This is a genomic window from Agathobaculum massiliense, from assembly GCF_900291975.1.
GTDB classification, from domain to species: Bacteria; Bacillota; Clostridia; order Oscillospirales; family Butyricicoccaceae; genus Agathobaculum; species Agathobaculum ammoniilyticum.
In genome coordinates this window covers 2669897-2696286 of sequence record NZ_OMPN01000001.1, presented here as the reverse complement: position 1 = coordinate 2696286, position 26390 = coordinate 2669897, and the positions used below count along the sequence as shown (strand labels likewise).

Below are 26390 nucleotides of genomic sequence, written 5' to 3'. Positions count from 1 at the left end.
CGGCTCTCAGCTTTCGTGCAGAACGCCCTTTCCGTACAGCACCGCCTCAATCTGGCGCACGCGCTCGCTCCAGGAGCACTGCGCGCCATAGGCCAACCGTTTGGCCACTTTCTCCGGATCATTTTCCGTCGCTGCCGCGTCGCACATAGCGATAAACTCGTCCGCGTCGTGCGCGATATACACCACGTCCGCGAAATCCTCGACCTGCAGCGGCTCGCGTGTGGAAACCACCGGCTTGCCGGTCGCAAGGTACTCGTAAAACTTGAGCGGGGATACGTCGCGGCTCAGCGCACCCGCGCGAAACACATTCAGGCATACATCCATCTGCGCCAGGTACGCAGGCAGCTCGGGCTGCGGCACCAGGCCGTGGAACACGATATTGGGATACTGCCGCAAATGCGACAGGTCCACGCCCGGCAGCGTCCGGCCGATCAGGAAAACAGTCGCATCCGGCCGATCCTTTGCCAGCTTTTCGATCAGCGCGTAATCGATGCACTCCTGCAGCATGCCCACAAACCCGAACACTGGATGCTTCAGGCTTTTCATATCTTCCGGACAAGGCAGGCTGCCTTTTTCGGTCTGCACGCGCGAAAAGATCTCATACGCCGCGCCATTCGGGATCATTTTTGTCGTGGGGTTCACCTTTTCCAGCGTTTCGGCCAGCCCGACCGCAGTCGCGAACACCTGATCCGCCACCCCCGCAAGGTCGCGCTCCATCCGGTCCACCACCACCGGATCGATATGCCCCTTGTAAGCCGAATGGCGGTCCACGCAGTCATAAACCAGCGCGCGGTGCGGCACATGCGCCGCGATATCGCAGGAGGACGGCGAGTAGCACCAGAGCACCGTTTCCTCCCCGAAGCCGTGCTCGCACATCTTCCGGCGCACGAATGCGGCCTGGCGCTTCTGGTTGAGGCGGTTGACCCACCGGAACTTGTTGAAAAACGGCAGGACGGGCGGCAACGCGTAGACCGTGATGTTTTCATGCCCCTCCACCTTTTCCCCCGGCCGCTTGTATTTCGAGAGATACGCGGACGCTTTTTTGGCCTTGAGCGGCGCAATCACCGACACCGGCGGATCAAAATACAGCACCTCCGCGTTCCGCAGGCGGCTCATCACGTTCTGCTTGCGGGTCGGCAGCGGGTGGTAGTTGGTCGTCGACAGACAGACGATATGGTTTTTCATGCGTTTTCCCCGTCCTTTTTTTCACACTTCAATCCCAGCAACAGCGCAGCGCAGCGCACGTTCTCCTGCTCGCGCTCGCGCAGCATTCCGGCGGTGCGGCGCACCTCCCCATCCAGCGCGCCGGACACACACTCGTCGATCAGGCGGCACAGCGGCTCCGCGCGCACGGTCTGCAGCTGCAGACAGGTGCGGCTGCCGATATATTTGAGAAAACCGTCCACCTTGATGTCGTAGCTCATGCCCACGACCGGCACGCCTTGTCCAGCGGAAAACATCAGCGAGTGCAGGCGGATGCCGACCACGGTTTTCATGCGCGCCAGGATGCCGATGGTCACCTCGATCGGCTGGCGGGTGCGCACCGCGTGCCACGGGCAGCGGAGCAGCGCCCCCACCCGCTCGGCGGGCAGCAGGTCGTTCGGGAATTCGATGGGGACGAACACCGGTGTCAGCCCATGTCTCTCATAGGCGTAATTGGCCGCCGCCGCAATCTCGGGCAACGCCGCGTCCAGCCCTTTCCAGTTTCGCAGGCCGAAGCCGATATAGCGCCCCTCAGGATCGATGCCGCTCTGCTCCATGGCGAGCGACACGACCTCGCGCGGCGCGGGGTCCAGGATAATCGTCGGGTCGGCGGATACGCGGATGTCCGGACGGGTCACGCCCATCTCGGCCAGAAGCGAACGGGAGTTATCGTCGCGCAGCGTAATGCGGTCGACCGACCGGTCGATCGTCTTGGCCGCCATGACGCGGTTGCCCGCGCGGTTGATCGGGCCGATGCCGCAGCCGTACATCATCACCTTGCAGCCGCGCTTTTTCGCCGCGCGCAGGGTGTAGCAGTAATACCAGATCGACCGCGTTGAGGTGACGTCCTGCATCAGCGAGCCGCCGCCGTTGATATACAGTGCCGCGCGCCGGAACCGCCGCAGCACGGCGAACACGTTGAACGTATAAATCGCGTTCGTCCGGTAGACCAGGCGAGTCTCTTTCGGGCGGCGGGACATAACGCAGATCGTGCGCTCCGGATCGAGCGCACGCATCTCCTGCACGATCGCCTCCAAAATAGCGTCGTCGCCCGCATTGCCGCGCCCGTACGCGCCGCAGATCACGATGCTCTCGCGCTCGTGTTTGGGCCGGTGGAAGCGGGCGAGCAGATGGCGGTAATTCGCCTCCTGCCGCGCGCACATATTCTCGCGGGAAAACTCGCGGGAGGCCTTGTCGTACAGCGCCTCGGAAAAGGCGCAGCGCAGCGCGGGGTCGTTTGCCAGGCGCGCCATGTATCTGGCAAGCTGGCGGTCGTCCCCAACTGGGAAAATATAGCCGTTTTCGCCCGTGTCGATCAGTTCGGGCATGCCGCCCACATCCGAGCAGATGGTCGCGCAGCCCGCGCAGACGCCTTCGAGGATGGAGTACGGGAAAGTTTCGGACACCGAGGACAAAAGGTTGATGTCCATTGCGCGGAAAAACGGCCCGACTGGGGAAACCCAGCCGCAGAACGTCACGCGCTCCGCCACGCCGAGCTGGGCGCACAGCCTGCGGAGCATCTCCTCATCCTCGCCGTCGCCCGCGATGAACAGGCGCAGCTGCGGCGCCTCCTCAAGCGCCGCGGCAAAGCCGCGCACGGTCGTCGCAATATCCTTGACCGCGGTCAGACGCGCGGCGATCCCGCACAGCACGTCGCCCTCCTCCACCTCCACGCCGTAGGTATCCCGCAGATAGGCAGCACGGTCAAATTCGCCCTCCGGCCGTTTGAAATCCATGCCGTTGTAAATCTTCACAATCCGTTCGGGATCGAAGCCGCGCTCGATCAGCGTGCGCGCCATCCGGTCCGCGACCGGCTGGTAAAAATCCAGAAAACGCAGCGCGACCGCGTTCGCCGCGCCGAATGTATGCTGCTTGAACGGATTGCCGAGATAGTCCAGCTTATAATCCGAATGCACGGTCGTCACGATCGGCACCTGGCGCGAACGGCGTACCATCGCCCCCATCAGATTGGCGCGACCGCCGTGGCAGTGGATAATGTCCGGCCGGAACTCGTCCACCAGGTCGCGCATCGCGCGCGCCGCGCGGAACGGGTTATGCCGCTCGATCACGCGGACGTCGATGCCGCGCTCACGCGCCTCATCCGCAAACGGGCCTGCGCGAAACGAAAGCAGCATAACCTCGTTCCGCCGGCTCAGGCCGGTGACCATATTCATAATGTGGGTTTTGGCGCCGCCCACGTCGCCGCCGCCCATAACATGCATGACTCGCAAGGGCAACTCCTCCTGATAAGGCTGGTAATACTCGCATGAGTATACCATAGTATACCACGGAACACCGGCAAATGCAAAAGAAAGCCGCCCGTCAGGGGCGGCTCTCCCGCTCACGGGAGATAGGTAAGAACGGTCACGCCGTTTTCCGTGCTTTTGGAGAACACGGCGTTGTCCTCATAGCGCAGCACGCCGTATCCCTCGTCCCCGTGATTGAAAGGGATGCGGATATCGTAGCCAAGGTTATCCGGATACGCACAAACGCTCGCCACGACCCTTTCCTTCCCCCACTCGACAAACACAAGCTGCACCATCCCCTCGCTGACGCTCTCCTTGACTGCGTCACTGTCCAGCCGGATGATGCTTTGGATTTCCTCCTTCGAGGTATATGGGCCAAATGTATATACCTCGTCCCACTCGAACGGGACCAGCTCGTTCAGGGATACCTGGGTCGACTCCTCCGGTATTGCCTCCACCGCGTGTTCAAGCGCGCGGGCATTCACACCGGCCAGCCCGCCGCTGAACAGGTAGCCGCCCAAAATAACGGCCAACAGCAAAATAAAAACATAGGATGGTATCCTGATCTTCCCTCTTTGGCTGTACATTGCATTCCTCCGTTCACAGCTTGTGTATTGTTCCATCCGGTTTTATCATAGCATACCGCCGCGCCCGCCGCAAGGAAAAGGCGTTTCCAGCAAAGCCGTATTTGTTTTTGCCGCCATATCATGCTATACTATGGTTATCTGACCGAAAGCGAGGGTTCCTCATTTGTCCGGTAAAAACACTATGACGCGCGACGCGATGCTGTTCCTCCCCGCCAAGGTGGTCGAGGGGCTGCTCGTCATCGCGTGCTCTTCCTTGTATACGCATATTTTCACACAGGGCGCGGTCGGCACGTTCGGCATTGTCAACACGACCGTGCAGTTCTGTTATCTGGTCGTCGCGGGCTGGATGGCGAACGCCGCCACGCGCTATGTGGGCGAGGAATTCCGCAGGGACCGCGCCAGCGCGCTGTTTTCGACCGTTTCAGCCATCTATCTGCTGATCTGCGCGGCCGTCGCGGCCGTCGCGCTCTGCGCGGCCGCGGTCACGCGCGATCCGGTCTGGCTCGGCGGCGCGTGCATGTTCTTCAGCTATACCGTGTTCCAGATCCTCAACTCCGCGCTGATCCAGCTCGGCCGGATGCGCGCCTCCATCTCGCTCAGCCTGTTTTCCGCGGCGGGCAAGCTGGCTATCGCTTATGCGATCGTCCACGGCGCATCCGATTACCCCTCCGCCGCGCCCGCGTTCATCGCCAACACCCTCGCGGACGGTCTGGCCGGCCTGGGCGCGGTCTTCGCGCTGTCCATCCCGACGGTCGCGCGCCTGCGCTGGTTCTCCCGCCCCCTGCTGCACAAGTTTTTCGCCTACGGCGTGCCGCTCATGGGGGTATCGATCGCGGTCGCGCTGCTCAACATGATCGACCGCTATCTGGTGACGGGTTTTTTCGGCAAGGAGGCCTTTGCGGTCTACAACCAGAACAACTCGATCGCTTCTGGTATTTTTACGATGATCTCGGTCGGCATCATGCGCGGCGTATACCCGAACGTGCTGCGCGCCTGGCGCGACGGCGGACAGGCCGCCGCCAAGCCGCTGCTCGACCAGGGCGTGCGGCTGTATCTGCTGATCGCGGTACCGGCTGTCGCAGGGCTGTCCGCGGTGGCGCTGCCCATGTCCCGCTTCCTGTTCGCGGCGGGGTACGACGCGGGCGCGCCGGTCATCGCCTACACCGCGCTCGCCATGCTTTTCATGGGGCTGACCGAATACGCCAACAAGGCGTATGAGCTGGAGCAGTCCACCATCCATGTGCTGCAGAACAGCGCAGCGGCGGCGGCCATCAAGGTAGTGTGCAGCGTTGTGCTGCTCAAAACGCTCGGGTTCACCGGCGGCGCGCTCGGCTCGGTCGTCGCGTTCGCCTCGTATTTTATCATTACGGCGGTGCGCGTGCGCAAGCGCTTTATTTTCCGCGTACCCGCGAAAAGCCTGGCGCGCATCCTGGTCTGTGCGCTGCTCTGCGGCGCGGCGGCGTTTGGCTGCACGCTGTTGCCCGCGAATAACCTGCTGCGGCTGGTCTGCGCGGTCGCGGCGGGCGCGGCGGTGTACGCAGTAGCCATCATCGCCAGCGGCGAGGGACGTGCGGAAGCGCAAGCCGTACTGAAAAGGCTGAAGCGATAATAAAAGGCAGATACGGTCATACTGTATCTGCCTTTCGGGTTTCATCATCTAGTCCTTTCGTGTCAGGAAAAGTCCAAGGAATGCAGCAACCAAGATAAGCGGCGCCACTCTGACAAACAGCCATTCAAATGCGTGCAACGCAACGCCGAGAACAGCCGTTTCCGGATCACTGTAATCCCAGCCCAGGTAAGGACTTTCCAACGCCAATAAGAATGCAAAAATTGCTGCTATGCCTGCGCACAATGCGATAAGGAGCCAATGCAGCATTTTCTTTCCTGCGGCTTTTCTCTGTGCGAGCTGCAAGTTTATCACCTCTAGCTTTGCGGAAATCGCCTTTAAGTCATCAGCTTCCGGCTCCGTGACGTTTTCTCCAAGCAGCGTGCTCACGGGTGTTGCAAGCGCTTCCGATAGGGAGATCAACATATCAGAATCAGGAACTGACAAGCCGCTTTCCCTTAGTTAAAGATATGAAGCCTCATTATCAGTCTACTTTTCCAATAAATCGGTAGTATATCTCTATTTCCTGTATTCTTTCGTTCTCCTCATTCGTTGTTGCTTCGTGAATGAGTATTTTTTCTATCATTGCATTTAATAACGGTGCTGTCAGTTCCTTTGGTACGGAATACTCCTTGATTAACTCAATCCACTTTTCAGCACCTATCATATCCTGTTCCATTTTACTTAATTCTTCTCTTAGGCTTGTTATCTGCTGTTCCAGTTCTATCTGTTCCTTTTGATATTTTCCCGACAGCATAATGAAGTTTCGTTCTGTTATCTTCTCACAGGCTCTATCTTCATACATTTTCGCAAATAATCGGTCAATCTCATTTTGTCGGTTCTCGGCTTTCTTCAAGGCATTTGCCTTTTTCTTCTTTTCCCGTATTCGCTCGGCATTACCGACTTTCTGTATCTTATGCAATACCTTTTCTTCGTCCTGCTGTACTGCCTTAGCCCAATATTGCAATCGTTCCAATACGGCTTGATACAGCACATCATAACGAATGTAGTGCATAGAACAATTACCTTTGCCAAACTGCCCGTAGTAACTGCAAGCATAATAACTATACGGTGTTTTATTCGCCTTATTTGTCGCAAACCTCATAGACCAGCCACAATCCGCACACTTGACAAGCCCTGCAAATATCGGCGTTGCCTTTTCCTTTGTCTGTCTACGCCTTGATTTTATCTGTTCCTGCACACGATAGAACACTTCCTTGTCAATAATCGGCTCGTGCGTGTTTTCTACTCGAAACCATTCACTTTCAGGCTTTCGTACTTTCTTCTTGCTCTTAAACGATACCGTAGACTGCATATTGTGAACGCTGTTCCCGATATAGACTTCACTTTTTAAGATTGCCTTGACATGAGCAATCGTCCACTCATAACGCTTGCTGTCGGGCTTTCCCTCAAAGATATGTGCAAAAGTACCATACCTTGTAAAATTCAGCCAAGACGCTGTCGGGACTTTTTCTTCTCGCAGTATCTTTGTGATTTTTGCACTACCGTAGCCTTGATAGGCTAGGGAGAAGATTTTTTCAACAATCCATTTCGTTTCCTCATCAACCAGCAGTTTTCCTTTGATATCAGGGTGTTTCTTATATCCTAACGGAGCATAAGCCCCATAATGAGCACCCTCTGCAAATTTTGTCTTAAACGCTGATTTCACTTTACGGCTCGTATCTCTTGCCACCCATTCATTGATAATGTTCTTAAATGGTGCAATCTCACTTTCGCCTTTTTCGCTGTCTACACCGTCATCAATCGCTATGTAACGGACATTATGGCTGGGAAAATACAATTCTGTATATTGTCCTGTCATAATATAATTTCTGCCAAGTCGGGAAAGGTCTTTTGTTACAACACAGTTGATTTTTCCTGCCTCTATATCCTCAATCATTCTCTGAAAACTCGGTCTGTCAAAAGCTGACGTTAGATAACGATACTTTTGAAAACACTGGAAAATCAAGGTTTTTCGAGCGACGGACAAGCAGGGTATTGTACTAAAAACTGAATACGACGCAGAAGCGGCGTTTCTTACTCTCTACATGGGAGAACAGGAACGCCGCTTTTTTATGCCCTTTGTTACGCAGTAGGGGCAGAAAAAGCCTTGCTACAAGCGATTTTGCGGGCGCGTATCTGGCGCGGCAAGGGATTTATACCTTATCCCCCGAAACCGCGCTTCTACTGCGTAACAAATCCACAGCAAAAGGAGTGATTTACTATGGCAGTTTTCAGAGTGGAACGGAACAAGGGCTACACCGTAATGAGCAACCACCACCTACGCAACAAGGAGCTTTCCTTAAAGGCAAAAGGGCTGTTGTCGCAAATGCTGTCACTCCCCGAAGATTGGGACTACACCTTGAAAGGCTTATCCCTTATCAACCGGGAGAAGATAGACGCTATCCGCGAAGCCATTAAGGAGCTTGAACGCGCCGGGTATATCGTTCGGTCAAGGGAGCGCGACGAGAAAGGACGCTTGCGGGGCGCGGACTATGTGATATTCGAGCAGCCGCAGCCGCCTACGCCGGATTTACCTACATTGGAAAATCCAACATTGGATAATCCAACGCAGGAAAAACCAACATTGGAAAAACCTACGTTGGAAAATCCAACGCAATTAAATAAAGATATACAAAGAACTGACTTACCAAAAAAAGAAAAATCAAATACAGATTTATCAAGTACCCATTCCATTCCTATCCTTTCCCCTAACCCCTCTCCTTGCAGAGAAGCGGCTACGCCGCCGGAACGGAAAGGAACGGAAGCGGCAGCACAGAGCGCAGTTGATATATACCGGGAAATCATCAAGGACAATATCGACTACCACATTCTCAAACAGGACATGAAGTTTGACGGGGACAGGCTGGACGAGATTGTAGACCTCATGCTTGAAACCGTATGCACCGCCAGAAAGCGGGTACGGATTGCGGGGGACGACTACCCGGCAGAGCTTGTGAAATCTAAGTTTATGAAACTGGACGGCGAGCATATCCGCTTTGTGCTTGACTGTATGCGGGAGAACACAACGAAAATCCGCAACATCAAGCAATATCTGAAAGCAGCCCTTTTCAACGCCCCGTCCACTATCGGCAATTATTACACTTCCCTTGTCGCCCATGACATGGCAAGCGGCGCACTGTCACCGAAGAAGCCGCAGTACGGCGACCCGGACTATTATTCATTCAAACCGGGCGAAAGCCTGTAAAACAACAAAAGGAGGATTTTATTATGGCACAGAAAATGACAGGAGCATTGGTATTTGACGAGCGCACCGACCGTTACGACATTCGCTTTGACTTAAACAGCTACTACGGGGGCTTGCATTGCGGTGAGTGCTTTGACGTATTCGTGCGGGGCAAGTGGAAGCCGACCCGGATTGAGTACGGCGACAACTGGTATCTTGTGGGTATCAGAGCCGAGGACTTGAACGGGCTGCGGGTGCGTATCTGACCGCCGCCCCATAAAGAAACGCGAAAGGAGGACGCGAGGAATTGCAGGACGAAGTAAACGAAAAGACCATAGCCCTTTACATCAAGACCGGGAAGCTGACCGCCCAGACGCTCCAAAAGGCAATGAAAGCCATACTGTCAAAGGGCAAAAAGCAGCTTGCAAAACCGCCACAGGGAAAGCAGAGCTTAAAGCAGCTTATGAAGCAGAACGCGGGCGTTTCCAACATTGAGATTACCGAGGGCAATATCAAAGCCTTTGAGAGTACGGCGAAAAAGTACGGTATCGACTTTGCGCTGAAAAAGGACGCAACGGAAAGCCCGCCCCGCTATCTGGTTTTTTTCAAGGGGCGGGACGCGGACGTGCTGACCGCAGCCTTTAAGGAGTTTTCCGCAAAGAAGCTGACACAGGAGAAAAAGCCCTCTATCCGAAAGCTGCTCTCTACGCTCAAAGAAGCCGCACAGGGCAAGAACGCGGAACGGGCAAAGGTCAAGAACAAGGACAGGGAGGTATCGCTATGAAGCCGGAAATCAAGAAGCTGCTTATCCTAAATCTCCCGTATCTGCTCTTTGTCTGGCTCTTTGATAAAGTGGGCGCGGCTGTCCGTCTATCCCCCGGCGCGGACGCAAGCGCAAAGCTGCTACATCTTGGGGACGGTTTTACCACCGCCTTTTCCAGTATCGCGCCGAGCTTCCACCCGGCAGACTTACTTATCGGCATTGCGGGGGCGGTCATTGTCCGGCTGATTATCTACACCAAAGGCAAGAACGCGAAGAAATACCGCCGCGGGACAGAATACGGTTCGGCGCGTTGTGGTGCATAATCCTAAGTGTAAACAACACCTATATGGACGCACAGGAGGTTATGCACATGACTGATTATAGCAAAATTACAGCCCTTTACTCCCGCCTTTCCGTGGGCGACGAGGACAGGGACGGCGGCGAGAGCAACAGCATACAGAACCAAAAAATATTTTTGGAGAACTATGCCAGAGGGCAGCACCTAACCAATATCCGGCACTACATCGACGATGACGAAAGCGGCAGGTTTTTTGACCGTTCTGCCTACTCCCGCATGATGGACGATGTGGAAAACGGGAAAATCGGTGTCTGCATTATGAAAGACCTTACCCGCTGGGGGCGTGACTATCTCCAAGTCGGAAACGCGATGGAGATATTCAGACGGAACAATGTGCGCTTTATCGCGGTCAACAACGGCATTGACAGCGAGAAGCCCGACACATTGGAGTTTGCGCCCTTTATCAATATCATGTCGGAGTGGTATGCAAAGGACATCAGCAAGAAAGTGAAAACGGGCATTAAGACCAAAGGCATGAGTGGAAAGCCGATTGTCACCGAAGCCCCTTACGGTTATGTCAAAGACCCGGACAACAAGGATTTTTGGATAATCGACGAGGAAGCTGCCGAGGTTGTACGCCTTATTTTCCGCCTGTTTATCGGTGGGAAGAACCGCAACCAAATCGCCGTATATCTGACACAGGAGCAAATCCCTACCCCCACTTTCTACATGAAAGACCGCGGGCGGGGAACCTGTAAAAATAAGACACTCAACGAGGATAACCGCTGCAAGTGGAACAAAGCCACCTTGACCAATATCCTCACACGGCAGGAGTATTGCGGCGATGTAGTCAACTTCAAGACTACAAAGCATTTCCGGGATAAACATAACCACTATGTAGACCGGAGCCAATGGCACATCACAGAAAATGTGCATGAGCCGATTATCAGCCGCAGCGATTTTGAAACCGTACAGCGGATTTTGGGAAACGCACCCGTCAGACGCCCCAACGGGGACGGGGAAATCCACCCTCTGTCCGGCTTACTTTTCTGTAAGGACTGCGGCGCAAAAATGCACATTCGTATTGATTACCGGAACGGCGGCAAGCGGCACGTTGCTTTTTGCAGCGAGTACCACAAGGGAAAAGCCAAGAACCCCAAATGCCATTCCCCGCACATCATGGACGCGGACTTGCTCATGCAGACCATCGCGGAAGTGCTGAAGAAAATCGAGGACTATTCTATCAGCAATCGGGCGGAGTTTGAAGCATTAGTGAAAAAGAACCTTGCCATGCAGCAGACCGACCAGACCAAGAAGCAGCAGAAGCGTATCCCGCAAATCACGACGCGCCTTGAACAGATTGACAAGGTGCTGAATAAGCTCTATGAGGACAATGCCCTCGGCACGATCCCACAAGACCGTTATGAGCAGATGTCGCAGAAGTATTCGGAAGAATACTACACGCTGAAAGCGGAGCTTGCCACGCTCCAAGAGCAGCTGTCCGCTTATGAGAACGCGGGAGGACGGGCGCAGAAGTTTGTAAAGCTGATAGACCGTTACGCTGATTTTACCGACCTTACTCCGACTATCCTCAACGAGTTTATCAGCCGGATTGAAGTGCATGAGCGCGACAAGAAAAGGGCAAAACAGGCTATTCAGCATGTCGGGATATATTTTAACCATATCGGCAGATTTGAAAATGAACTGACACAGCTTGCGGAGCCGACAGAGCAGGAAATCCGGCAAATGCGTGAGGAAATCGAAGAAGCAAGAAAGGAAAAGAGCCGAGCCTACCACCGCAACTATTCAAGAGAATACCGGGCGAGAAATCTTGAAAAGCAACGGGAGTACGACCGTATCAAAGCGAGGGAATATCGGGCGAAGAAAAAGGCGCAGGCTGCCGCCGCACTGTCCGCACCATAAAACAGAATAGCAACATCATAGAGGGATTTTCCGAACTACGGGAAGTCCCTTTTTTACGCCCGGAGAAAGGAGCAACCTATTGACAGAAAAGAAAGGAACACACACCCCGCCGACCAAGCCGGACGGAATTATCACGACACAGAGGAACGGGCAGACCATTGTTGTGGAGCTGTTTTTCAATCCCAATGGTACAGAAACATTCTCCGACAAGCTGCTGAAAACGATACTTGCCGACAGTCTGCGTTTTTCTGCGTCTGACGGTCAAGAGCCGGAAAAAACAGAAATCTTGCGATAACAGCCGCCTCAACGATACATTCCCCGTCCGGGCGGTTTTTATCGTCAAAAACGCCGTTTTACCCAAGTCAAGAGCCGAGGAAAACACCCGAAAAATGCCCCTACCCGGTAACAGGGACGCAGAAAGGAGTTTGCATGAGAACAGGGCTTACCAAACAGGAAAAGACCACCGATATATGGTTTGACGAGAAAGACCCCCTTGTCCATATCCGAACCCACAACACCAACCTCAAAAGGCGGCTTGCCGCTTATGCCGAGCAGTACCCAGACGAGTGCTGCAAGACCGACACAGACCCCGAAACAGGCTGCATGGAGTTTGATATTGCAAAGGGGCGTTTCTCTTTCCGTCTGACCGCCCCATACAGCGAGGAACGCCGGGAAGCAGCACGGCGGTACGCCAGAGAGAACAACGCCGCCGACAGGCTAAAATGATGTAGATACAAGCACAGGTATTCAGATAAATTGAAGAAAAACTTAATAATATGCGACTTTAATTTTGGCTCACGATTATGTATAATATACTTGAAAACAATTTTTGATAGCAAGTAAAGGAGTGAAAAAAATGCTACCAATTTCTGACATTATTATCCGTTCGATTAGCGGGTATGTGTTTATAGTTCCAATTCTCATATTGTATTTTTTATATCTTAGAAAATCGGGAAGAGAGCAAAGCCTTCTTCATATTGCTGCTGTATTTGTGTTTTGCTATTATCTATTTGGAATTTTAACCGTAGCAGGTATTGGCTATACAAGCACAATATCATTTAGTCCAAAGATTTCCCTGATTCCGTTTCTCGGTATGATAACCGGACCAATAGATACTATACTTAATTTAATTTTATTTGTACCTTTAGGAGTTTTCCTGCCATTTCTGTATAAAAAGTATCATCACATAAAGACAGTTGCATTAACTGGCTTTCTATTCTCTTTATCTGTTGAAATTGTTCAGATGTTTGGCTGGGGTTCATCGGATATAAATGACCTTATTATAAATACGGCTGGAGCCTGTTTGGGATATTGGATTTATTATCTGTTATCAAAAGCTTTGCCGAATAATTTTAGAAAAAAACTTCAATCCGAGAATGTTAATGGTACGGTCGAAGTGCTTTTGTTTGTAATTTATATATATATGGTTATGGTTACAGTTCAACCCTGGGTAATCCATGATGTATTGAACATCGGATAAAGTGTTATGAAAATATTTCAATAAACAGCACACAACATAAATAAAATAACCCACTCACAAGGGCAGCCGAGAAAATCGACTGTCCTTTTTCTATGCCTATGAGCAGAAAGGAGCAACCAACCATGACAAAACCAAAAGAGAAAACCCGCGAGGAACTGCAAGCGGAAATTGAGGACGGAAAGAAGAAAATCCGGCAGATTGAGAACCGGGAAAAGATGTTGCGTCAGAAGTTATCCAAAGAGGAACGCAGAACGCGCAGCCACCGCCTTATCGTTCGGGGCGCAGTCTTTGAAAGCATTGTGCCGGAAGCAAAGAACATGAGCGACGAGGAAGCCGCAGCACTTCTTAGGCTTGCATTGACGAGTGAGCCGGTACGGAAATATCTGAAAAAACGAGCCGAAAGCGGAAACGCTGAATAAATCCCTTAGACACTAAGGGCGCACTTATACACCCTAACGGGCGTGTGCGCTCTGCCGAGGGCTTTATCTTCGCACAGGGATTTTACTCCGCGCTACGATTGGCGGCTTTGCCGCAGACAGGGGACGCTACACTTCCCCTGCGACAGCTTGCGCTGTCTACCCTTTTGTGTACTTGCGGAAACCGAACACCTTGCTACGCAAGCTATTCATTTTCCACAAGTTTTATATCCGCTATACTGGAGGTGATACCCATAGCCATTTACCATTGTAACATCAGCATAGTCAGCCGGGGCAAAGGTAAATCAGCCGTTGCCGCAGCCGCCTACCGAAGCGGCGAAAAGCTGACAAACGAGTGGGACGGAATGACCCACGACTACACCCGCAAAGGCGGCGTTGTCCATACCGAAATCATGCTGCCGCCCCATGCCCCGCCCTCTTTCTCTGACCGTTCTACACTATGGAACAGCGTGGAGCTTTATGAGAAAGCCGGGAACGCCCAGCTTGCGCGTGAGATTGACGCAGCACTCCCCATAGAATTATCACGAGAGGAACAGATACGGCTTGTCCGGGAATACTGTTCCTCTCAATTTGTTTCCAAAGGAATGTGCGTGGATTTTGCTATCCATGACACCGACAGCGGCAACCCCCATTGTCATATCATGCTAACTATGCGACCACTTGACGAGCGCGGCGCATGGGCGGCGAAATCTAAAAAGGAATATGACCTTGACGAGAACGGCGAGCGCATACGCTTGCCAAGCGGCAGATACAAGACCCACAAAGTTGACCTCACAGGTTGGAACGACAAAGGCAACGCCCTCTTGTGGCGTAAGGCGTGGGCTGATATTTCAAACAGCTATCTTGAACGCGCCGGAAGCACAGAGCGTATCGACCACCGCAGCAACGCCGAGAGAGGAATTGACGAGATACCTACTGTCCACATGGGCGTAGCCGCCTGCCAAATGGAGAAGAAAGGCATAGCCACCGAGAAAGGCGAACTGAACCGGACTATCCGAAAATCAAATAGACTGATAAAGGAAATCCGGGCGCAGATCGGCAACCTCAAAGAATGGATTGCCGGACTGCTTGCGGCGTGGGAAACCGCCCCAAGAAAACTACAGCCGCCGAAGTCCCCGAACCTTGCAAATCTTTTGATGAAGTATTTGAGCGTTCAGAGGGAAAAGAGCCGGAAGTATTCGCAGAACTGGCAGCATCAACACGCAGCCGACGAACTGAAAACCATATCACAGGCAGCGAATTATCTTGCGGAGCATGGTATCTCCACTCTTGACGAGTTGGACGCTTCTCTTTCCTCTGTCAGTGATGAAGCCTTTTCTATCCGGGAGGGAATGAAAACCGCCGAGCAGCGCATGAAAGAGCTGCAAAAGCTGATAGAGAACGGCGAGAATTATTTGCAGTATAAGCCCATTCATGCCGAACTGAAAAAGCTGAAAAATGGCTGGACGAACAAACGAGATAAGTATGAGGAAGCCCACCGCGCCGAGCTGACTCTATGGAACGCAGCAAGCCGCTATCTCCATGCAAATCTGACGGATACAAAGACGCTGCCTATCTCCGAATGGAAACAGGAATACGCTGACCTCAAAGCGCAGAGAGATACCGACTACACCAAACTGAAAGCTGCCCGCGCCGAAGTTGCCGAGCTTCAGAAGATACGCAAATGCGTGGATATTGCGCTGAAAGCCGAGCAGCCGGAGCAGACACAGAACCGCACCAAGCGGCAGGAACAGGAGAGATAAAGAAAAGGACGGGCAAGCTATTTTGCCTGTCCGTCCTAAATGTTTTCTGATAAAATGGACGCTATTGATACCTAATATTAAAACCAACTTGCTCTTTCGTCCCTAAATTCGGGCTGGTCACTATGCTCATAAGGATTATAATTATTCAAATTGCAACCAAACTCTTTCAATGATTTTATTTTATTATCCTTTGTCCATTCAACCAGCGAAATTCCATCAAATTCCTCTATGCTCCCATTGTTCATTTCATTTTTGAAATACCACTCCACAATCGTCTGATTTCCTTTGTGGAAAAATTGTTTGATTTCCCAAGCAACGACTTTGCCACGAGTATTCCATTCCTGAAACCAGTGTTTTACGATTTGACGGTTATTATATTTTGGACTCCAACTTTCAGTATAAATTACATCTTCTGCAAAAATATCATCAATACCTAAATCCTGTTTTGTAAGCCACATTTCAAACCATAAGTGAATAATTTTTTCTCTTTCATTCACAATCCAGCACCTCACTAACTTCCGATTTTTCGGTTTCATTCTACATCAAAACTATGAACAATTCAACCACAGAAAGAGAGGTATCAACTATGTATTACACCCAAGAACAAATAGACCGCGCCAACCAAGCCGACCTTGTTTCTTTTCTGCAAGGACAGGGCGAGCAGCTTACCCGCGCCGGACAGGAATACCGTTGGAAACGGCATGACAGCTTGACTATCCGGGGAAACAAATGGTACAGGCACAGCCAAAGCAAAGGCGGCGCACCCATTGATTTTGTCATGGAGTTTTTCGGAAAGAGCTTTACCGAAGCCGTAGAACTGCTGACGGGAGAAAAAGGCGCAGCACCGCCGCCGGACAGACCAAGCCCCGCGTCCTTTTCTGACTTCCGATTGCCGCCCCGCAATCCCGACAACCGCATAGCGAGGAACTACCTCACAGCCGTCCGCCGCATTGATGAAGATGTGTCGGGCTTTTTCTTTTCCACCGGGGATATTTACGAGGAAGCCGCCCACCATAACGCCGTATTCGTAGGGCGGGACGAGGACGGAGTACCACGCTACGCCCACCAGCGCGGCACAGCCAGGAACTTCCGGCTTGATGTGAAAGGCAGCGACAAAGCCTTTAACTTCTGCTATCGGGGCGAGGGCGAAAGATTGTTTGTCTTTGAAGCCCCTATTGACCTGTTATCTTTTCTCTGTCTGTTCAAAAAGGACTGGCAGAAGCAAAGCTATCTTGCGCTGGGTGGCGTGGGAGATAAAGCCCTTATGCGCTTTCTCTCTGACCGCCCGAACATCAAGACCGTATATCTCTGCCTTGACAGCGACCAAGCCGGAAACGACGCTTGCAGCCGCCTTGTGGAGCTTATGCCGGAGGGCTTGACCGTCCACCGCCTTATTCCTCTTTTCAAAGACTGGAACGAGGTGCAGACGCGCCGGAATGAAATCACAGACGGGAAATATCTGCGGGAAGCTGTCTATGGCTTGAAAGAGCCGCCACAGGAAGCAACCGTTGGGAGTACCCGCATGAGCGACGTTGACACACAGACCGTTGAATGGCTATGGAAACCGTATATCCCCTTTGGGAAAGTAACCATAGTACAGGGCAACCCCGGCGAGGGAAAGACCACCTTTGCGTTGCGCCTTGCCGCTGCCTGTACTACTGGCGGGACGCTTCCGGGCATGAAGCCCATGCAGCCGTTTCAAGTGATTTATCAGACCGCCGAGGACGGTTTGGGCGATACCGTCAAGCCCCGCTTGATAGAAGCTGCCGCAGACCTTGACCGGGTGCTTGTGATTGATGAAGCAAAACGGGAGCTTACCCTGTCCGACGAGCGCATAGAGAAAGCAATCATACAGAACGGGGCGCGTCTGATTATCCTTGACCCCATACAGGCGTATATGGGCGACAAAGCTGACATGAACAAGGCAAACGAGGTGCGCCCCATTTTTCGTCGCCTTGCCGAAGTTGCGGAGCGTACCGGGTGCGCCGTTATCCTTATCGGACACCTCAACAAAGCTGCCGGAGGACAGAGCGCATACAGGGGCTTAGGTTCTATCGACTTTAGAGCCGCAGCAAGGAGCGTCCTTTTAATCGGGCGCGTGAAGCGTGAGCCGAATGTGCGTGTTATCATTCACGACAAATCTTCCCTTGCGCCGGAGGGAAAGCCCGTTGCCTTTTGCCTTGACCCGGAAACAGGCTTTGAGTGGATAGGCGAATATGATATAACCGCCGACGAGTTGCTGTCCGGTGCGGGCGGCAATAACGCCACCAAAACCGAACAGGCTGAAAAGCTGATACTTGACCTACTGGCAGACGGGAAAGAGCTTGCCAGCGAGGACATAGAGAAAGCCGCAGCCGACGCAGGGATTTCTGCCCGTACTGTCCGGGCGGCAAAGAAAAATCTTGACGGGCGCATTACTTCAAAGCGTATCGGCGCAGCATGGTATCACGCCCTAAAAAAGTGAACTGGCAAAATCCAACTGGCAAAATCCAGATACCTTGCCACTTTGCCACTTCGCCACTTCAACCATAATTCCACCGCCCCATGTATGACCGCGTGGGGCTTTATCGTGGAAAAAAGAGCCTATGTTGCGTCAATAACTCAAAAAAGCACTTGACAAAACGCTTCATGGGGCGGGGCTGACGACATAAAGCCGTACACAGACCCGGTATTTGAGAACAATATCCCCTTAACGCAGACGGAACGGCTCACCATGAACAGCCGCCCGAAGCAGCCGAAATACGCAAGAAACAAAAATATTCTTGTAATCGGCGGTTCCGGCAGCGGCAAGACCCGGTTCTTTGTGAAACCGTCGCTCATGCAATGTACGTCAAAGGATTTTCCAACGTCGTATATCGTCACTGACCCGAAAGGAACACTGATTTTGGAAACCGGGAAAATGTTGCAGCGGTACAAATACCGTATCAAAGTGCTAAATACGATTAACTTCAAAAAATCCATGAAATACAATCCCTTTGCCTATCTGCGGAGCGAAAAGGACATTTTGAAATTAGTCAATACCATTATCGCCAACACCAAAGGCGACGGGGAAAAATCCGGCGAGGATTTCTGGGTGAAAGCGGAAAAGCTCTACTACACCGCACTAATCGGCTATATCTGGTATGAAGCCCCAGAGGACGAGAAGAACTTCACGACGCTGCTTGAAATGATAAATGCGTCGGAAGCCCGCGAGGACGACGAGGATTTCCAGAACCCGGTTGACCTCATGTTTGAACGTCTGGAAGAAAAAGACCCGGAACATTTTGCAGTCAAGCAGTACAAAAAATACAAACTGGCGGCGGGTGTTGTATGCTCTAAAAGACTTCTTAATCAAGCAGTTGGGAAGTCTCTTAGAACACACAACCTAAAACCGAAGAAAGGAGCGCAAGTTATGAGAAAAAACGAGAAAATCACAGCTCTGTACGAGCGACTGAGCCGTGATGACTTTGGCAAAGATGATGACCAACAGCGTGAGAGCAATTCCATTTCCAATCAAAAGGCTATGTTGGAGGAGTTCGCCGCACGGCAGGGCTTTACAAACATTGTCCATTTCACGGACGATGGCATTAGCGGCACTTGCTTTGACCGTCCCGGATTTTTGGCAATGATGAAAGAGGTTGAAGCCGGGAATGTGGAGTATCTGTGTATCAAGGACATGAGCCGCATGGGTCGTGACTATCTGAAAGTCGGTCAGATTATGGAAATCCTGCGTCAGCGTGGCGTTCGCCTTATCGCCATCAATGACGGCGTGGACAGCGCCAGAGGTGACGATGATTTTACCCCTTTCCGCAACATTATGAACGAGTATTACGCCAGAGACACCAGCCGTAAAATCCGTTCCACTTTCCAGTCCAAAGGCAAGTCCGGCAAGCACCTTACAGGTACGGTCATTTACGGCTATCTCTGGAACGAAGCAAGAGACCAATGGTTGGTTGACCCCGAAGCCGCAGAGGTGGTCAAGCGCATCTTTGCCATGACGATTGAGGGCTACGGTCCGTATCAGATCGCCAGAAAACTGAAATCGGAAAAGGTGCTTATTCCGTCTGCTTACCTTGCCCAACACGGCGAGGGCGTGAACAAAAACAAGACTTTCAAAGATGTGTACGGCTGGGGTTCTTCCACCATCTGCAACATTCTTGAAAAGCGTGAATATCTGGGACACACCATCAATTTCAAGACCCGAAAGCACTTCAAGGACAAGAAAAGCCATTATGTCCCGGAGGACGAATGGACAATTTTTGAGAATACCCATGAGCCTATCATTGACCAGCAGACCTTTGACCTTGTGCAGAAAATCCGTGGAAATGTCAGACGCTACCCGGACGGCTGGGGCGAAGCAGCTCCCCTCACGGGCTTGCTCTATTGTGCCGATTGCGGCGGCAAGATGTATGTCCACCGCACCAACAACGGCAAGCGCATTTCTCAATATACCTGTTCCCAATACAGCAAAGTCCCAGTTGGAAAGCTCTGCAAGACCCAGCACCGTATCAATGAAGATGTGGTACTGTCCCTTGTCTCTGAAATGCTGAAAGCCATTGCCGAGTATGCCAAGCATGACCGAGCCGAGTTTGTCCGTGTGGTGCAGGAAGCGCAGTCCAGCCAGCAGACCACAGAGGTCAGGAAACAGCGTACACGCCTTGCCACAGCAAAGCAGAGAGTTTCCGAGCTGGAAGTCCTGCTCTGCAAAATCTATGAGGACAACATTTTAGGCAAGCTGTCCGACAGCAGATACGCCACTCTGGACGCTCAATACGAAAAGGAACAGTCCGAGCTTACCGCTGAAATCTCTGTTCTGGAAAAGGCTGTCAAGAGCTATGAGAAGCACGAAAAGGACGCTGATCGTTTTATCGCTCTGATTGACAAGTATGAGAACTTCGACAAGCTGACCATTGCTATGCTCAACGAGTTTATCGAGAAAATCCTTGTGCATGAGCGTGACCGTAAAGGCAGTATACAGACCACACAGGAGGTCGAGATTTACTTCAATTTTGTTGGGCGATTCGTTCCCCCGGCGTTTGGAGAAGCGGAGCTTACCCCGGAGGAATTAGAGGAAATCCGCAAGCGTGAGGAACGCAAGGACAGGCTTCATCAGAACTACTTGAAGCGGAAAGCCAGCGGAGCGCAGAAGCGATACGAGGACAAAATCAAGGGGAGAAAAAAGGCAGAAATCGAAGCCAAGAAAGCCGCTATTCGTGCGGAGGATATTGCAAAGGGAGTGTTCGTCCCTGTCAGCAGTTTACCGCAGAGAGAGCCGATGAAAGGAGTACAAACAGCATGAATATCACTTATACACAGAACGGCGATTATCTTATCCCGAACATCGTTATCCGCAAGACCAAGCCCCTCGGACACTACGGCAGACTTCGCAAGGCGTATCTGGAAATGCACCGTCCGATACTGTTCAATGAGCTGGTGCTATCCGACAAGCTCTTTGAGCATTGCGCCGAGATTGACGAAGCGGCACGAAACCGCATGGAGCTGATCGTGCGGTCACTGGTAGAGCAAAACGGCGTGACCGAGCAACTGAAAGACGAAAACCAAATGGAATGGGTGCGGCAGATGAACACTTGCAAGGCACAGGCAGAGGAGATTGTGAAAGCGGAATTGATTTATGATTGAGCGAGGAAGTCCGGGCAGAAAACTGTTCGGACTTTTCTCATGTAGTCCAAAGTTGCGGTAGAATTGTTCACGAGTTTTATGGTACAATTTATGCGAATAAAGAAAACGGAAAATTAGAATCTAACAAGAGAATGTGGTTGTATGAAAAAATCCATATTAGTATTTTGGGCAATCGTGTGTCTGTTACCTATTCAAAGGAGGTTTAAGAATTTCAAATGAAACATATAAGAAATATATTGCTGTTGATTACGATTATTTTTGCTTTTGTTATGCAAGCTGAAGTATATCAAAATATGCTCTGGAACTTTAATGGTGCTTATTATTTATCGTCCAGATACACAACTACTAATGACGATATGGATTCATTTTTAGCCAATGCAGAAGATACAGCTGAGAAGCATGGTGTTCATATTTTTTCGACTTTTAATCAGAGAGTTTCTAATTATCAGACAAGACTTTATATTTATGGTGATGATACCGTTGTTCGGGATAGTCTTAAAAGCACAATGGATATTGAGGAAAAAACATATACGGCTTTGATAGGCGGAATCACCGTAATAGAATTTGAAGATTTTAGAGAAGCAAAAAACACAGGCAATGGACAGGAAATAATGGTCAGCTATATCGGTGATGATGATGACATTATTGCCACATATCAAGATTTGGCAAAAGAATATTCTATATCGCAGCCAGAGTTTTGGCAATCAACCGAAACTGATATGATGTTCATTGTTTGGGGCCTGGTTGCCATATTGATGATTGTACTTAATATGATTGAGGTGATACGCAGACAAAAGGAAGTAGTTGTACGAGCTTCTCTGGGCGAAAATGCTGCTGTGATTGCTCTAAAAGCTGTAGTGGCTGATATGATTTCATATGCTGCATTATTCGTCTTAGCAAAGTTGCTTGTTTCTCAATTTATATCGGGAGCGTATGAAGATCATCTCATTTTGGCAGTGTATTGTGCCGGAGCAGTTCTTTCCGTAATTCCTTATGCTGCTTTTGTCCGCTTTGATGTAAAAAAAGCCTTTGCCAATGCTTCAGATAAAAAAGGTATGTTTTATCTTCTGAACGGTCTTAAAGTATTTGCTACTGCTATGACAATTTTTACAATAACTACAAATCTCAGTAGCATTCAAGGTAATTTACTTACAAACACTACTCTTTTAGAAAATCATTATAATGATTATTATTTTGGAGTTATGCAGATTGAACCTCCTTTTGAAGAAAATGAGGAGGAATCCAAAGAGAGCAAATTTTGGAATGACCTTTACGAAAATGAATACAACACGATAAATCCGGTGGTCTGCATAGGCAGCCGGATAAGCGATACGGATAATTATATTTTTGTAAATCATAATGCCAGAGATATGCTACAAGGGTTTTCTGATATGCTTACTGAAGATGATGAAAAAGAGGATATCGTGGTCTTCGTGCCAAAGGGAAGAAATGCGGAATCATACAAAGATATCGCAAGAGAGGAAATTGGCTCTCTTACCCAAAATGCAGAAGAACTGCGTGTTGTTTATAAAGAATATTCTGGCAGAGAGCAATTTTATTATCTCAATTCGAACAGAGAAGAGGCTATTGACGGATTGTCAAGAGTAACAAATCCGATTGTGATTTATCAGGCAAATGAGGCTGTTGCTTTAAATGGAAGTTATATCGAAACAGGAACATATAATGGTGAGGTAATCTACGGATGCGATGAAAGCACAATTCGCAGTGTTGCGAAAAAATATTCAGAACAGCTTGGTTCACACTATTTTATGCTGACGAATGTCGGAGAGGATTACATTTATAGTCATAGTTTCCTTGTAAAATTGATTAGCTTTATAAGCTCTCTTTGCGTATTAGTATTGCTGTTAGATATAGCTATCATCGTATCTGAAGCGAAAATGGAATTTAGACTTAGCTCTATGGAAATCTCCCTCAAAAAGGTTTTAGGTTATAGCTTTTATGAAAGGCACAAAAGATTTATTTCCGTTAATCTTATAGAAAATATAGCCGTTGTGATATTGATTTGCATTGTTTCGCTTTTTATATCTAACGCAAGTGTCGGGATTGCTTTACTGGTTGGAGCATTGCTCACCATTATTGAAATGGCAATCATTTTCACAAATGTTATGTGGGTTGAAAAAACAAATATCTCAAAGTCCTTGAAAGGTGGATGTTTATGATTATAATTCGTGGCTTAAATAAAGCATTTGGAGAGAAAATAATTTTCTCCAACTTTAATTTGGAAATTCCGGATGGAAGTTTTGTAGTAATCAGCGGGGATAGCGGCAGTGGAAAAAGCACTTTGCTCAATATGATTGGTGGTATCGAAAAGCCGGATAGCGGCAGTATCATAATCGAAGGGCTGAATATTACCCGGCTTAAAAATAAAAACAGTTTTTTTGCGGATACAGTGGGGTTTCTTTTTCAGAATTTTGCACTGCTTGAAAATAAGACAGTTAAAGAAAATTTAAGTTTGATTAAAAAATCAAGCCGAACTAAAGTATCACTTAAAGAAGCTCTTAATCGTGTGGGGTTATCAAAGGAAGTTAACAAAAAAGTTTATCAGCTTTCCGGTGGTGAACAACAGAGAGTTGCTTTAGCTCGTCTTATGATGAAAAAATGTTCTGTTGTTTTGGCAGATGAACCTACTGGCTCACTTGACAAGAAAAATAGAGATATTGTTATGAGGTTATTGCACGAACTCAATGAAGAAGGTAAAACGGTTATCATTGTTACCCACGATCAGGGTATTATTGAAGATGAACCTTATGTTGTGAAAATCTGAGAGTACCTCTTAGAAATGTCTTGATCTACATTTTATGTAATTTGGGTCAGAAGAAAATCCCTTTAGGAACTAAAGGGCGCACTTCTATACTCTCCTATCGGGAGTATGTGCGTCCTGCGGAGCTTCATTCCCGGTCAGCAGAGAAAAACTGCTTGACCGAAAATGTTTCGTCACTTCGTTCCGTCAAGGGAGCTACACTCCCTTGCGACGCTTGTGCGTCTATCCCTTGTGGACTTGCCGTCCGCAAACAGCATGAAATGCTGTTCGCCGCCAGCAAGTTTGGAAAAATAAATACCGAAAATCAGACCGTTGACTGGTCGCAATGTGCGAAAAGTTGACGGTCTTTTTTTATCCCAAAAATCAAAAAAGGAGGTCAATCACAATGACAAAACCGAAAACCCTCGATCAGCTTCGAGCCGAAAAGGAACGAGCTGAGACGCAGCTTGCACAGGAGAAGCACAAGCTGGAGCGTCTGGAGAACAGAAAGAAGTATCTGGAGAAAGGCGAACGCACCAAGCGCACCCACCGCCTTTGCAATCTGGGCGGCACGATTGAGAGCCTTGCCCCGGAGGTCAAAGATCTCACACGCACCGAAATGACAGAGCTGATGGAACACATCTTTTCTCTGTCCGAAGTCCAGCGAGCCGTCCGGCACATGGCGATTACTCACACCAACCAAGCGAACAGAGAAAAGGAGTTGAAAGCCGATGGCACTATTTCATCTGAGCGTCACGCAGACTAAGCGAAGCGCAGGACAGTCCGCTATTGCTTCTGCCGCCTACCGTGCCGGGGAGCGATTGTATAGCGAGTATTACGGCGAATACAGCGACTACACCCGCAAGGGCGGCGTGATCTGCTCTGACATTCTCCTGCCGTCCCATGCACCGCCCGAATACGCAGACCGCCAGACCCTATGGAACGCCGTGGAAAAAGCCGAGCGTGGAAAGAACGCCCAGCTTGCATACAGCTTTGACATTGCCTTGCAGAATGAATTTTCCCTTGAGGAAAACATCGCTCTTGCAAGGCAATTTTTGTTGGAGAACTTTGTGAGCCGGGGCATGGTGGTTGACTTCGCCGTACACCAGCCAGACCGGGAGGACGGCGGCATACCAAACCCGCATTTTCATGTGCTTTGCCCCATCCGCCCCATCGAGCAGAACGGCAAATGGGGACTAAAGCAACGCCGGGTGTATGAGCTGGACGAGGACGGCAACCGTATCCGGGACGCAGACGGAAAGTTTGTATTCAACGCCGTTCCCACTACCGACTGGGGCAGTCCCGAAACGCTGGAATACTGGCGGCAGACATGGGCGGAGCTATGCAATGCCAAGTTTGCGGAAAAAGGTATTGATGTTCGTATCGACCACCGGAGCTATGAGCGTCAGGGCGTGGAGCTTCTTCCCACCGTCCACGAGGGCGCAACCGTCCGGGCCATGGAGATGAAAGGCATACGCACCGAGAAAGGCGAGTTCAACCGCTGGATCAAAGCCACCAATGCCGTTATTCGTGACATCAAGAAGAAAATCACTCTCCTGTTTGATTGGATTGCCGAAGCAAAAGCGGAGCTTGCCAAGCCGCAGGCACCCGACCTTGTTTCTCTGCTGAACGCCTATTACACCAGCCGCAGAGCCGGGGCATATTCGCAGAAAGGCAAGGTCAGCAACCTAAAGGAGATGAACGAGACTTTCAATTATCTCCGGGCAAACGGCATTTACTCCCTTGAAGATTTGGAAAGCCGTGTCAGCGAACACAGTGCTGCCACAGAGAGCTTGAAGAAAACGCTGGGCGAACAGACCGCCCGAATGAAAGCAATTAAGCAGCTCTATGACAGCTCCGCTGCTTTCCAGAACTTGAAGCCTGTCTATGACGGCTTGCAGAAAATCAAGTTTGAGAAGCCCAGAGCCAAGTACAAGGCAGAGCATGAAGCGGAACTGAAACAGTTCTACGCCGCCAGACGCAAGCTGACCGGAGAGTTCCCGGACGGCAAGGTGAATATGAAAAAGCTGACCGAAGAGTATGACGAGCTGGAACAGGCGCATGAAACCACCTACGGCGAGTTCAAGACCGTCAGAGACGATTTACACCGCCTTTGGAAGGTCAAGTCATGTGTAGATACTGCCGCCCGATTTAACGAGCGCACAGAGGAACAAAAGCTCCAAAATCGGCCCCAAACACGACACAAAAAGGAGGATATGACACGATGAAAAAATACGACTGGAAGAACGAGTACAACCCCATCCGCAGAACGGCAAAACGCCTTTTGAGCGGAGAACCTTTGACCGATGGCAGACCGCTTTCCGACCTGATCGAGCTGGACGAACACACCCGGAAATGCCTTGCCTTTGAAGCCACCCTCACCGACCGCCAGATTGATATGTTGCAGGAGCTGGGCTATCTGCCTGTTATCATGAGACAGAACGGCGAGGAATGTGCGAACTGCCCCTACACGCTGGACGAGCGTGAGCATGGCATTTGCAGACGATGCGCTGTTTTCAAGAAGTAAGGAGGACGCTC

At 50.5% G+C, this 26390-nt stretch carries 23 protein-coding genes and 3 pseudogenes; 20 read left to right on the top strand and 6 right to left on the bottom strand.

Translation table 11 applies throughout. The annotated features are described in order from the left end of the window. Positions 1-6: 6 nt before the first annotated feature. From DBQ51_RS13705 to DBQ51_RS13695, 3 genes are all read right to left on the bottom strand, one after another. Positions 7-1185: a glycosyltransferase gene (locus DBQ51_RS13705; RefSeq protein ID WP_107631832.1), complete on the bottom strand. Its 1179-nt coding sequence runs from the start codon at positions 1183-1185 to the stop codon at positions 7-9. After that, entirely contained in the window at positions 1182-3425 is a 2244-nt protein-coding gene (gene csaB, locus DBQ51_RS13700) for a polysaccharide pyruvyl transferase CsaB (protein ID WP_242977981.1), read from the bottom strand. Before csaB ends, DBQ51_RS13705 begins: the two co-directional genes overlap by 4 nt. A gap of 119 nt (positions 3426-3544) precedes the next feature. After that, positions 3545-4036, bottom strand: coding sequence for a hypothetical protein (locus DBQ51_RS13695; protein ID WP_054328067.1), 492 nt, complete (start codon positions 4034-4036; stop codon positions 3545-3547). A 163-nt stretch (positions 4037-4199) separates the two neighbouring features. On the opposite strand from DBQ51_RS13695, the gene DBQ51_RS13690 reads away from it, so the two are divergent. Continuing rightward, positions 4200-5645, top strand: a complete 1446-nt coding sequence (locus tag DBQ51_RS13690; protein ID WP_159068194.1) for a lipopolysaccharide biosynthesis protein — start codon at positions 4200-4202, stop codon at positions 5643-5645. Between the two features lie 48 nt (positions 5646-5693). Here DBQ51_RS13690 and DBQ51_RS13685 read toward each other — a convergent pair. Together DBQ51_RS13685 and DBQ51_RS13680 are read right to left on the bottom strand one after the other, a co-directional pair. After that, a pseudogene (locus tag DBQ51_RS13685) lies at positions 5694-6098 on the bottom strand (helix-turn-helix domain-containing protein); the annotation flags it as partial. Positions 6099-6126: 28 nt separating this feature from the next. Next, positions 6127-7611, bottom strand: coding sequence for a recombinase family protein (locus tag DBQ51_RS13680; protein WP_456236517.1), 1485 nt, complete (start codon positions 7609-7611; stop codon positions 6127-6129). Positions 7612-7866: 255 nt separating this feature from the next. On the opposite strand from DBQ51_RS13680, the gene DBQ51_RS13675 reads away from it, so the two are divergent. The 10 genes and pseudogenes from DBQ51_RS13675 to mobQ (DBQ51_RS13625) all read left to right on the top strand — a co-directional run bounded on the left by DBQ51_RS13675 (position 7867) and on the right by mobQ (DBQ51_RS13625) (position 15472). Then, complete coding sequence (locus tag DBQ51_RS13675; protein ID WP_002569163.1) at positions 7867-8850, top strand: DUF6017 domain-containing protein; 984 nt, start codon at positions 7867-7869, stop codon at positions 8848-8850. Positions 8851-8873: 23 nt separating this feature from the next. Beyond that, on the top strand, positions 8874-9095 hold the full coding sequence (locus DBQ51_RS13670; protein WP_002569164.1) for a DUF5348 domain-containing protein: 222 nt from the start codon (positions 8874-8876) through the stop codon (positions 9093-9095). 41 nt (positions 9096-9136) lie between these two features. Then, on the top strand, positions 9137-9613 hold the full coding sequence (locus DBQ51_RS13665) for a PcfB family protein (protein WP_002569165.1): 477 nt from the start codon (positions 9137-9139) through the stop codon (positions 9611-9613). Continuing rightward, positions 9610-9909: pseudogene (locus DBQ51_RS13660) on the top strand (recombinase); the annotation flags it as partial. The gene DBQ51_RS13665 and the pseudogene DBQ51_RS13660, both read left to right, overlap by 4 nt. 29 nt (positions 9910-9938) lie before the next feature. Next, the gene (locus tag DBQ51_RS13655) at positions 9939-11813 is read left to right on the top strand and encodes a recombinase family protein (protein WP_107631829.1); all 1875 of its coding nucleotides are present in this window, start codon (positions 9939-9941) and stop codon (positions 11811-11813) included. A gap of 79 nt (positions 11814-11892) precedes the next feature. Then, positions 11893-12108, top strand: coding sequence for a transposon-encoded TnpW family protein (locus tag DBQ51_RS13650; RefSeq protein ID WP_107631828.1), 216 nt, complete (start codon positions 11893-11895; stop codon positions 12106-12108). A 134-nt stretch (positions 12109-12242) separates the two neighbouring features. After that, complete coding sequence (locus DBQ51_RS13645; protein ID WP_107631827.1) at positions 12243-12539, top strand: hypothetical protein; 297 nt, start codon at positions 12243-12245, stop codon at positions 12537-12539. 130 nt (positions 12540-12669) lie between these two features. Further along, complete coding sequence (locus DBQ51_RS13640) at positions 12670-13293, top strand: VanZ family protein (RefSeq protein ID WP_006861283.1); 624 nt, start codon at positions 12670-12672, stop codon at positions 13291-13293. Positions 13294-13415: 122 nt separating this feature from the next. Next, positions 13416-13712, top strand: a complete 297-nt coding sequence (locus DBQ51_RS13635; protein WP_107631826.1) for a DUF3847 domain-containing protein — start codon at positions 13416-13418, stop codon at positions 13710-13712. A gap of 242 nt (positions 13713-13954) precedes the next feature. Further along, entirely contained in the window at positions 13955-15472 is a 1518-nt protein-coding gene (gene mobQ, locus DBQ51_RS13625; protein ID WP_107630381.1) for a MobQ family relaxase, read from the top strand. 77 nt (positions 15473-15549) lie between these two features. Here the strand turns inward: mobQ (DBQ51_RS13625) and DBQ51_RS13620 are convergent, their stop codons facing one another. Next, positions 15550-15969, bottom strand: a complete 420-nt coding sequence (locus DBQ51_RS13620; RefSeq protein ID WP_107630382.1) for a nuclear transport factor 2 family protein — start codon at positions 15967-15969, stop codon at positions 15550-15552. Between the two features lie 89 nt (positions 15970-16058). Here DBQ51_RS13620 and DBQ51_RS13615 point away from each other — a divergent pair, with 89 nt between their 5' ends. The 9 genes and pseudogenes from DBQ51_RS13615 (at position 16059) to DBQ51_RS13570 (ending at position 26379) form a co-directional block, all read left to right on the top strand. After that, entirely contained in the window at positions 16059-17936 is a 1878-nt protein-coding gene (locus DBQ51_RS13615) for an AAA family ATPase (RefSeq protein ID WP_107631825.1), read from the top strand. A 249-nt stretch (positions 17937-18185) separates the two neighbouring features. Then, positions 18186-18689 (top strand): annotated as a pseudogene (locus DBQ51_RS17635) (type IV secretory system conjugative DNA transfer family protein); the annotation flags it as partial. Positions 18690-18863: 174 nt separating this feature from the next. Beyond that, positions 18864-20750, top strand: a complete 1887-nt coding sequence (locus tag DBQ51_RS13610) for a DUF4368 domain-containing protein (RefSeq protein WP_407923282.1) — start codon at positions 18864-18866, stop codon at positions 20748-20750. Next, a complete protein-coding gene (locus DBQ51_RS13605) occupies positions 20747-21091 on the top strand; it encodes a TnpV protein (protein WP_107631824.1) in 345 nt (114 codons plus the stop codon). Before DBQ51_RS13610 ends, DBQ51_RS13605 begins: the two co-directional genes overlap by 4 nt. 215 nt (positions 21092-21306) lie before the next feature. Beyond that, positions 21307-23271: a hypothetical protein gene (locus DBQ51_RS13595; RefSeq protein WP_102287168.1), complete on the top strand. Its 1965-nt coding sequence runs from the start codon at positions 21307-21309 to the stop codon at positions 23269-23271. Then, a complete protein-coding gene (locus DBQ51_RS13590; RefSeq protein WP_002593328.1) occupies positions 23268-23876 on the top strand; it encodes an ATP-binding cassette domain-containing protein in 609 nt (202 codons plus the stop codon). The genes DBQ51_RS13595 and DBQ51_RS13590 overlap by 4 nt, the downstream gene beginning before the upstream one ends. Positions 23877-24258: 382 nt before the next feature. Next, positions 24259-24618 carry a DUF3847 domain-containing protein gene (locus tag DBQ51_RS13580; protein WP_002593329.1) on the top strand — a complete coding sequence of 120 codons (360 nt, stop codon included), beginning with the start codon at positions 24259-24261 and terminating at the stop codon, positions 24616-24618. Continuing rightward, a complete protein-coding gene (gene mobQ / locus DBQ51_RS13575) occupies positions 24584-26080 on the top strand; it encodes a MobQ family relaxase (RefSeq protein WP_107631823.1) in 1497 nt (498 codons plus the stop codon). Before DBQ51_RS13580 ends, mobQ (DBQ51_RS13575) begins: the two co-directional genes overlap by 35 nt. Next, positions 26077-26379, top strand: coding sequence for a hypothetical protein (locus DBQ51_RS13570; protein WP_107631822.1), 303 nt, complete (start codon positions 26077-26079; stop codon positions 26377-26379). Before mobQ (DBQ51_RS13575) ends, DBQ51_RS13570 begins: the two co-directional genes overlap by 4 nt. Positions 26380-26390: the final 11 nt, after the last annotated feature.